Raw genomic sequence first — 9,577 nt, 5'->3', positions numbered from 1 at the left:
GCTTCGGAATCTGGGGGTATAGGGCGCTGCGCCTTGCCGCGGGGCATCCGGACCCCGGGGTCCGGATGCCCCGCGGCAAGGCGCAGCGCCCTATACCCCCAGATTCCGAAGCTGTTTCAGAAGCTCCGGCAGGAGCATCGGCTTCAGGACCCGCCACGCCGCCTCGATGCCATGCTGGGGATCCTCGTAGTCCTCCGGGTGGGCCTCGATGGCCTCCTGGGTCACCCGGGCCACCCGGGCCGGCTCCGCCGCCGGCAGCGGCGCCACCTCGATCAGGGTGGGGGGCTGCCAACGCCCGCCCACCCGGGCCCGCAGCCAGGCCGTCCGGGGGGGCAGGTCCATCGTCATCGGCCCGTAGCGGAGGTCCGCCGAGAGGATCCGCTCGATCTCCTCCCGGTCCGAGGGGTCCGGCGAGAAGAAGGCTTGGACGGAGCTGGCAGCGAGCAGCGCCTCGACCACCGGCTCGAAGCCCTCCAGGTTCCGCAGCATCTGGATCCCCTGGGCCAGGAGGAACAGATGGGCCCCGAACTTCGCTCCCTCCGCCAGGATCTGCTCCAGGGCCATCCCCCCGGCCACCTCCTGGGCCTCATCGATAACGATCAGGGTGGGATAGGGGTGGCGGGGGCTGGCAGTTTTCCGGAATGCCGCTTCCCATACGTTGTAGAAGACCGCCGAAAGCAGGGCCGCCGCCTCCCGCCCCATCCGCCCGGAGTCCGCCTGGACCACGATCCAAGCCTTCTCCCGAATCCAGCGCTCCACGTCCGCGAAGCGCTGCTGATGGAGGGCTTGGAAGAGCCAGGAAGACGCGTGGATCTGCGCGACCCGGGCGCTGATGGGGGAGATCACCTCGGTCAGCCACCGCTGCGACCAGCTCCCGTTTCGCACAGCGATCTGGTCGAAGAGGAGGTCCAGCAGGAGCGACAGCATCTGCGCCTCCTGGGGGATCCGGTTCAGGAGCTGCTGCCGCCACTTCGGGTTGTAGGCCAAGAACACGAGGTGCAGAAGGCCCAAGCGCCGGCCCTCCCCCTCCAGCTGGTTGTAGGCGTGGCCCACCCGCGAGAGCCCGATCAGCACCGCCTGCATCCGGTGCCCCCAGGAATCGGGCCACAGCCGCTTGCCCACCTGGATCAGGGCGTTAATGGCCCATGAGAAATCCGGGGCGGCCAGCAGGTTGAGGGGGACTACCTTGGGGTGGAGGGGATCCAGCACCCGCAGCCGTTGGATCGCCCTCGCCCGCCGGCTCGGCGGGAGCCGGTCGATCGCATCCAGGAAGGCGTCGGCCAGGGAGCGGTGGGGGTCGATGAGGAGGATCCCCGGCGGGTCCTCCTGCTCGAGGGCCGCCCGCAGGACCGCGAAGGCGAAGGAGGACTTGCCGCTCCGGGAGCCCCCGATCACCATCCCGTGGGCGTCCAGCTCGATCCCCACCGGCTCCCCCGTGGCCACCGCCCGCCCCACGATCAAGGGGGCCGACCGCAAAGCGGCGGACGGCGGCGGGGCGGGGACCTCCGCGATCCCCTCGGGGTCCAGCACGGCGGTGGGCTCCCCCGTTTCAGGGGGCGCCAACAGCTCCGCCAGCTCCCCGGCCGACAGGGGGATCGCCCAGGCCTCTAGGCGGGCCTCCGGGCTCACCGGCTTCCATCGCCCCATCCCCTCCAGCGGGAAGAGGGCGGGCACGAGATCCCCCTCCCCTTCCACCGCCACGGCCAGCGCCACCCGCAGCAGGGGCCCTCGCGCCCGGGCCTCTAAGATCTCCCGGGGGACCGAGCGCCACTGCAGCCATCGGCGCTCCAGTTCAGCCCCCACCCAAAACCACGCGTAGCCGCACAGCATCGCCAGGGTCCCCTCGGCGGGGGTCCAGAAGCCCGCGGCGATCCCCCCGCCGGCGATCGCGGCCACCAGGATCCCGAGGGTCCGGATCGCCCGGGCCAGCCCCAGCCGCAGGGCCCAGGGATTGGGGGCGCTGCCCGTCACGCCCCCCTCGGTGCCATAGGCGTAGGCCGAGAGGGCCCGGAGGCGGGCCTGGAGCGCTGGGTCCCGGCCGAAGAGGTGCACCTCCAGGCGGACGGGGGCTCTCAGGGCGCGGGCAAGCTGCTGAAGCTCCCCCGACCACGTCAGGAAGGCGTCGGCACCCCTGAAGGCCAAGCCCGGCAGCGCCTCCTGAGCCTGCAGGACCCACCGCCGGGCCGCCGGCGGCAACCCCGGAGCCGACTTCCAGCGGGCCGCATGGCGGAACAGCGCCGCGAAGGCTTGGGCGGCCTCCTCCGAGATCCCCATCCCCCACACAGAGATCCCCTGCGAGGTCGCCCGCACCGCGATCATCGCCCCCGACGGCAGGGAGGACAGCCACGAGGCCATCCGGGGGCGGAGCTCCGGAATCGGAATAGGGGGCAGAAGTAACCTAAACATGATGTAACCTCCTTTTTAAAGTTTTCGGTATGCATTACAGCCAAAATAGGCCAAGGGTGCCCAACCGGCCTTCGGATCGGGTCGCGCCCGATGGGGCTGGCTACGGACGCGTACCCCGTCCTCCGCATCGAGCCCCCTTAGTACTTATCGTAGCAGGATCCCCCACCCCAATGGGCTAACTAGGGGAAGCGGCCCCATTCCCCCGGGTGCCACAAGGCCTATCCCCGCCAGACGATCATCGCGGTCGACGACGAGGGGCGCGTCTCGACGCCCGGCTCCCAACGCGATTGGAGCCTGACGGTGGAATCGGGGATGCGGGTTTCGATGGACTACAGAACGACTACCCGGACCGAAGCATGGCCACCCCGCACCGGGCGCGTCGGAATCCTCCCTTGCTTCCGGATCCGAAGCGGGCCCATTGGGGATGGGCTTCGGTGCGGATGGGGATGGAGCATACGCTTAGCTGGTTGCAGCGCTTTCGGATCTTGGCATCGGTGTTCCGTCCTATGCTTTCCCTCAATGACGCGGTGGTTCTGGCGGCGGTGGGGCTGGTGAACTTCCGGATGGATCGACAGTGCCGGAAGGCGGCAGGCGTCGCCTCATCCGTTCTCCCGCCCCGAAGGGTGGAACGGCCCCCCGACGGGAAAAATGATTGTGCAAGAAGCCTATAAGATCCTTCGGCGAGAGGGGTTTCCAAAGGTGCGGGAGGCGAAGCGGGAGCGGATCCCCCAGACAAATTTCCAGGCCAAAGGGGGGCCTGGGAGGTCAATGCCGTGGAGGGACGAAAAGGGGGATGGCTGGCTCGCGGAACCCATACCCGTGCGCATGAAAGGAGCCCCAAGGGGTTGGGGAAAGCGAGGCAGGGGGTGGGATCTCTTCCGAAGGGGGTGCGGACGGATCGGGATGCGGGTGGGGTGGGGCGGGACGGGGGCTTCCCCGTCGGTTCCCGCTGGGGCGATGGGGTTTAGGGGGGAACACCAGCGGATTCCGGTGGGGCTGCCTGACCGGAATGGGGGGTGGAGCGGGATGCGAGGGCGATCGAGGAGAACGACGCGGGGGAAGTGGGAGGGGTGGAGGTGTGACGGGAAGTCTGGAACTATGGGAAGAGGTTTCGCTCGGAGGGATTCGGGCGCGATGAAGGGCGGGCGAGTTTGGAGATGCGGCGGGGATGGAGAAGCGGCGGGAGGTCGTGGGGACGCGGCGGGCGGGTCGGACGGGGAAGGCGAGTCTGTGGGGAAAGGGGTTCGGGTGGGAAAGCGGGCGGCCGGCCCAGCGGTTCGCATCATTTTGATGGCGAAGGGGACCAAGTCAAGATCCTCGCGCGCGATGCGTGGGGGAGGGTGTGGGAGGAGCGGGTTTTGGGATGATTCACCGAAGATGGGCTGTGGGCGGGGTGGGCGGAGGAGGGTTCAAACGAGCGTTGTCCGACCTACGTTTAAGTGACACCATGGCCCTCTCCCCCGACGGGAAGACCCTGGCGGCCGCCTCCCCGGAGGCCGCGGCCCCAAAGCTGTTGGTGGTTGCTCCCTCCACGGCGCCCGGCAGATCGCCCTCTGCAGCGGGCGCCCTCCCCCTCGGGCAGAAGGCAATGGGCCTCGAGCTGTTCTCCGTCCCGGAGCGGGCCCAGTTCGGCGTACAGCCTGCCCGAAATCAGACCATGCACCGCTGAACCTCCCATAAGCATTTTTGTCGATCCAACTGGACCGGGGATTCTCACACCATGGGGGCCGGATCCGCTGGGGCTGTCAAGCCCGACCTCGTGCTTATCACGGAAGTTTGGGGGGAAAGCGATGCGACCTTGATTCCCGGGGAACAAGCCGTTGCGGCTTATTTTGCTGATCCGTTGGGCCCTCTTATCGGGCTCCGGGAGATCCCTACTCTCCCCAACGGGCCAGTGGAGCCCACCACCCAACCGAAGGCCGGAGCGGCCGGGTCCGGGGAAACCCCGCACGCGTTAGAATTCCAGTGAGGTTCAAACGGGAGATGGGTAGGTGGATGAGGAGCTCGAAGCGCTGTGGTCCGAGAAGCTGGATGAGGCGTGGCGCGATCTGATGCTGGAGGGGTGGATCCGGGATCGGGCTCCCGTTTGGTTTTGGCCCCTCCTCCGCCAAGCCCGGGTCATCCCCTCAGAGCAGCTGGCCGATCGGACGGAGACGGCCTGGGAGGTCGGTCGGATCACGGAGGAGGAGCTCTTCGATGCTTTGAGGATCGCCTTGGTGGTGGAAGGCCTCCATCGCCGGGAAAGGCGAAGGATCCTTTTGGGGGTAGAGGTCGCCCGACAGGGGAAGGCCCACCACGTCCATCGGGCCTTCCCCTGTCGGGCGAAGCTCCTGGCCCGGGCTTTCGAGGAGGAGGTTTGGCCAATGGTGGCCTCCGAGGCCTTGGATCCGGCCGCCCAGGAGGCCGCCCGAAGGCTCGGGGTACGGTGGGCCCGCGTGGAGGAGGATCGGGGAGAGAAACGCATACGGTTCTTCGCCCCCGAGAAGATCCCCGCTCCCTAAAAGGCGCGGTGGGAATCGAACCCACGTCTGGGCGTTTGCAGACCCCCGCCTGAGCCCCTCGGCCACGCCGCCGATTTTATTTTTACCTGTCTGCGCTCGAAGGCAGAACAGATGGCGCGATTCAAGCGCCGCGTTTCCTTCCGGCGGCCCCGTTCCGGCCGATGAGCGCTTTCCGGATCCGCAGGGGGCGGGCCAGGGCGGCCCGCAACACCTCGTCCATGGTCTCCACGAAGATCAAGGTCATCCCCCGGATCTCCCCCCGGGGCAGCTCCACCAGGTCCCGCTGGTTCTTCTTCGGCAGGATCACCCGCTGGATCCCCGCCCGATGGGCGGCCAGGATCTTCTCCTTCAGCCCCCCGATGGGCAGCACCCGGCCCCGCAGGGTGATCTCCCCCGTCATCGCCGTGTCCCGCCGCACCGGGATCCCCGTGAAGGCCGACACCAGCGCCGTGGCGATGGTGATCCCCGCCGAGGGCCCGTCCTTCGGGATGGCCCCCTCAGGCACATGGATGTGCACGTCGGTCTTCTCGAAGCGCTTCGGGCGGATGCCGAAGTCCCGCGCCCGGGAGCGCAGGTAGCTCATCGCCGCCTGGGCCGACTCCTGCATGACCTCCCCCAGCTGCCCGGTAAGGAGCAGCGCCCCCTTCCCCTCCATCAGGGTGACCTCCACCGGCATGACCTCGCCCCCCGCCTCGGTCCAGGCCAGGGCCATGGCCACCCCCACCTGATCGGTCTCCTCCGCCCGGCCGTAATCGTAGCGGGGCGGGCCCAGATAGCGCTCCAGGGCCGCGGGGGTGATGACCCGCCGGTACGGCTTCCCCTCGGCGACCAGCCGCGCCGTCTTGCGGCAGATGGCCGCGATCTCCCGCTCCAGGTTCCGCACCCCCGCCTCCGAGGTGTACTCCCGGATGATCCGCCGGAGGGCGGCGTCCGTGATCTTCAGGGGGACCCCCTCCAGCCCGTTCTCGGCGATCTGGCGCGGGATCAGGAACCGCCGGGCGATCTGCACCTTCTCCCCCTCGGTGTAGCCCGGGAACTCGATCACCTCCAGCCGGTCCCGCAACGCCGGCGGCACCGTGTCCAGGATGTTGGCCGTGGTGATGAAGAGGACCTTCGACAGGTTATAGGGGATCTCCAGATAGTGATCCGAGAAGGCGTGGTTCTGCTCGGGGTCCAGCACCTCCAACAGCGCTGCCGCCGGATCCCCCCGGAAGTCCACCCCGATCTTGTCGATCTCATCCAGCATGAAGACCGGGTTGATGGTCCCCGCCCGGGCCATGCCCTGGAGGATCCGCCCGGGCAGCGCCCCGATGTAGGTGCGGCGATGCCCCCGGATCTCCGCCTCGTCGTGGATCCCGCCCAGGGAGACGCGAACGAACCGCCGCCCCAGGGCCTCGGCGATGGCCTTGCCCAGGGAGGTCTTGCCCGTCCCCGGCGGCCCCACGAAGCACAGGATGGGGCTGCGGGTGCGCTCCCCCGCCAGCTTGCGGACGGCCAGGAACTCCAGGATCCGCTCCTTGGCCTTCTTCAGCCCGTAGTGATAGCGCTCCAGCACCTCCGCCGCGTGGGCGATGTCCAGGTTGTCCTCCGTCTCCTCGGTCCACGGGAGCTCCAGGATCCAGTCGATGTAGGTGCGGACGATGCTGACCTCCGGGGAGAGGGGCGGCATCTGGGCGAGGCGGTTCAGCTCCTTCTCGGCCCGGGCCCGCACCTCCTCCGGGAGGTTCTTGGCGTCGAGCCGCTCCCGCAGCTCGTTGATCTCCTGCGTGTACACATCGACCTCGCCCAGCTCGTGCTGGATGGCCTTCATCTGCTCCCGCAGGTAGAACTCCCGTTGGCTCCGGTCCACCTCCTGCTGGACCTGGGCCTGGATCTTGTTCTCCAGCTCCAACACATCCAGCAGCCGGGCGAGCAGGATGGAGAGGCGCAGGAGCCGGGCGGAGGGCTCGAGGATCTCCAGGAGCTCCTGCCGCTCGGCGGTCTTCAGGTTGAGGGTGCTGGCGATGAGGTCCGCCAGCCACCCGGGCTCGTCGATGTTCATCGCGAAAACGTACGCGTCCTCCGGGACGGCGCGGTCCAGCTGCACCACCCGCTCGAACTGGGAGAGGACGGCCCGCATCAGGGCCTCGACGGCCGGCGGCCGGTCCGCCCGCTCGAAGATCGGGCGGACCACCGCCCGCAGGTAAGGCTCCTGTTGGGTGAACCCCACCACCTGGACCCGCTGCTGCCCCTGGATCAGGACGCTGACCGTGCCGTCGGGCATGCGCAGGACCCGGGCGACCGACACCAACGTCCCTACAGTGTACAGGTCCTCGGGGGTGGGGTCCTCGATCTCCCCATCCCGTTGGGTGAGGGCCACCAGGGGCTCCTCCCGCTGGACGGCGGCCTCCACCGCCCGCAGGGATTTGTCGCGGCCCACGACGATCGGGGTGGCCATGCGGGGGAACACCACCATATCCCGCAGCGGGAGGATCGCCGCCTCCAGCGTCCCCTCCTCCTCGATCATGCGATCCAGCGGTTCCTCCATCACCTGATCCACCGCGCCTCCTGAAGATGCTCCAACGGAATTCTCCTAGGCCCGCAGCGCCCCTCCCGGAGGTCGCCCGTCGCCACCCCGGGGAGGCCCTTCGCCACCGTTCGCGAGACATTTTAACATGATCCCATCACCGGCCGCTCCCCGCCGCCCCCGGCCCGCCGCATGGGGCCGGGCGCAACGCGCGGTCCCGGATCTGGCGCTGGAGCCAGGCCGGGGCGATCCGAAAGAACGTGGGGGTCCCCCGCCACTCGAGGCCTCCCTCCCGCAGGCCCAAGGTCCAGCGGGCCCCGAACGGCAGCTCCCCCCGCCGGCTTTGGCGCAGAACCCGGCGCACGGCCTCGCCGACGGCCGGCGTCACTGAGCCCAGGAGGGCCTCGGCCGCCGGGGAGCGCATCATACGATACCGCGCCCCCCAATCGATGCCGAACCCGATGGCGTGCCGCCGCACGGCCGCGGCGGCCTCGAAGAGGCCGGCGCTGCTGCCCCCCGCCAGCCCCAACACGATGTCGGCCCCCTGTTGATACAGACGCAGCGCGGCCTCAAACCCCGCGGCGGGGTCCGGATCCGCATCCACCCGCTCGACGAGGAGATCCTCCGGCCGCACCCCGGCCGCCCGCGCCCCACACCGGTAGCCTTCTAAAGCTGCCGAAGGCCCTGGGCCGGCCAGCGCCCCCACCCGCCGCCCCCGCTCCGGATCCGCCAGATGGCCGGCGATGTAGCCGGCCAGCCATCCCGCCTCCCAATCATGGAAGGCGATCGCCAACACGTTCGGGGGGATCTCCTCAGAGCCCGCGAGGCCGAGGAGGACGAACCGCTTGCCGGGGAAGAGGCGCGCCTGCTCGAGGCCCAGACGGGCGGGGCCCTCCATCCCGATGAGGAGGAGCCGGTGCGCCGGCTCCCGCGCCGCCGCGCGGATCATCCCCTCCCAGGCGATGGGATCCTCCCCCAGGGCGAGCAGGGGGACGTCCACGCCTTCGCTGCGCCGGAAGGCGGCGGCGCCGGCGGCCGCGAACTCGAAGGGGCCCTGATCGCCTTCCACCCCTTGAACGAGGAGGAGCGTCGCGGTCAGCGAGGGCCGCGGCGTTGTCCCCCTCCCGATGCACCCGGCGATCAGGAGAAGCCCCACCAGGCAGATCCCGGGCCATCGCCTCATTCCACGCCTTCCGCTCCCTCCTCGAGCCCCGGGATCAGGCCCCGGGCCCGAGCTTCCTCGTAGCTGAGGAGCTCCCCCTCGGCGGGCGAGGGGGGCTCCTCCCACGCGGCGAAGAGCACCTCCGCGTCCAAGGCGGCCGCCGGCGGAGGGGGTTCCGGGGAGGGCCCCGGTGGTTCCGTCCCCAGCGCCCGCAGCCGGGAGAGGGCTTCCCGAAGCTCCAGCCAGACCAGGCCCGGCTTCACCGATCGAGGGACCACCGCGACCAGGAAGCGTCCTTCCCCCACCCGGACGGCGTAGAGGGCCCGGCGTTCGCCCTCCCAGGCCTGGGCGGCGAAGGCGGGCTCCCCCAGCGCCTCGGCCAGCGGCTCCAGGAGCGCCTCCACCTGCCCGATCCCCTGAGCCACCGCCTCCGCCACCGGTTCGTCGACCAGCCCCTGGGCGGCCAACAGCGCGCCGCCCGATCCCGCCAACACCACGAGCTCCGCCCCCAACCGCCCCTGGAGCTCGCGCAGGATCCCCTCCGCGCGGGCGCGTTGCTCGGGCGTCAGCGCATGGGAAACCCCGGGGGCCGGACCCCGCGCGGCGGACATCGGGCGAGCCGCCGGCCGTTGGGCCAGGGCCCGGGTCACCGCCTCCAGGACCTCGCTCGCCGTGAACGGTTTGGCGATGAAGTCCACCACGCCCTCTCGGAACGCCTGAACGATGGTCCCGGCGTCCGCGAAGCCGCTGAGGGCGATGAGGGGGAGATCGGGCTGGGATTCCCGGAGGCGGCGGATGAGGCCCATCCCCCCCATCCCGCCCATCCGCAGGTCGGTGATCACCAGGTCGACCGCCGCGCCCTCCAGGATCTGCAAGGCCCGCTCGGCGCTGGGGGCGGTCCGCACGGCGTACCCCGCGGCCCCGAGGATGTCGCTCAGGGTCTGCAGCGCATCGATCGAATCGTCCACCACCAGGATGCTGGGAGGCTTCGCCATCCGCTCC

General features: G+C 69.9%; 6 protein-coding genes. 2 read left to right on the top strand and 4 right to left on the bottom strand.

What is annotated here, in order from left to right; genetic code table 11:
• Window positions 1–90: 90 nt before the first annotated feature.
• Window positions 91–2,406: a hypothetical protein gene (locus ACFMO5_RS10670; protein WP_376792735.1), complete on the bottom strand. Its 2,316-nt coding sequence runs from the start codon at window positions 2,404–2,406 to the stop codon at window positions 91–93.
• 1,363 nt (window positions 2,407–3,769) lie between these two features.
• On the opposite strand from ACFMO5_RS10670, the gene ACFMO5_RS10665 reads away from it, so the two are divergent.
• Window positions 3,770–4,075, top strand: coding sequence for a hypothetical protein (locus ACFMO5_RS10665; protein WP_376792734.1), 306 nt, complete (start codon window positions 3,770–3,772; stop codon window positions 4,073–4,075).
• Window positions 4,076–4,397: 322 nt separating this feature from the next.
• A complete protein-coding gene (locus ACFMO5_RS10660) occupies window positions 4,398–4,907 on the top strand; it encodes a hypothetical protein (protein WP_376792733.1) in 510 nt (169 codons plus the stop codon).
• A 121-nt stretch (window positions 4,908–5,028) separates the two neighbouring features.
• Here ACFMO5_RS10660 and lon read toward each other — a convergent pair whose 3' ends face one another.
• From lon to ACFMO5_RS10645, 3 genes are all read right to left on the bottom strand, one after another.
• Window positions 5,029–7,434 (bottom strand): endopeptidase La, encoded by a 2,406-nt coding sequence (lon, locus tag ACFMO5_RS10655; protein WP_376792736.1) that lies wholly within the window; start codon window positions 7,432–7,434, stop codon window positions 5,029–5,031.
• A 136-nt stretch (window positions 7,435–7,570) separates the two neighbouring features.
• Window positions 7,571–8,596 (bottom strand): BMP family protein, encoded by a 1,026-nt coding sequence (locus ACFMO5_RS10650; protein ID WP_376792732.1) that lies wholly within the window; start codon window positions 8,594–8,596, stop codon window positions 7,571–7,573.
• Window positions 8,593–9,570, bottom strand: a complete 978-nt coding sequence (locus ACFMO5_RS10645; RefSeq protein ID WP_376792731.1) for a response regulator — start codon at window positions 9,568–9,570, stop codon at window positions 8,593–8,595. Before ACFMO5_RS10645 ends, ACFMO5_RS10650 begins: the two co-directional genes overlap by 4 nt.
• Window positions 9,571–9,577: the final 7 nt, after the last annotated feature.

Source organism: Thermoflexus sp., from assembly GCF_042408365.1.
In the GTDB taxonomy this organism is placed as follows: Bacteria; Chloroflexota; Anaerolineae; order Thermoflexales; family Thermoflexaceae; genus Thermoflexus.
This window is presented reverse-complemented; position numbering and strand designations above follow the sequence as displayed.

Coding starts and splice junctions, on each gene's coding strand:
- ACFMO5_RS10670 (WP_376792735.1), bottom strand. CDS start 2,406: ATGTTTAGGTTACTTCTGCCCCCTATTCCGATTCCGGAGCTCCGCCCC.
- ACFMO5_RS10665 (WP_376792734.1), top strand. CDS start 3,770: ATGATTCACCGAAGATGGGCTGTGGGCGGGGTGGGCGGAGGAGGGTTC.
- lon (WP_376792736.1), bottom strand. CDS start 7,434: ATGGAGGAACCGCTGGATCGCATGATCGAGGAGGAGGGGACGCTGGAG.
- ACFMO5_RS10650 (WP_376792732.1), bottom strand. CDS start 8,596: ATGAGGCGATGGCCCGGGATCTGCCTGGTGGGGCTTCTCCTGATCGCC.
- ACFMO5_RS10645 (WP_376792731.1), bottom strand. CDS start 9,570: ATGGCGAAGCCTCCCAGCATCCTGGTGGTGGACGATTCGATCGATGCG.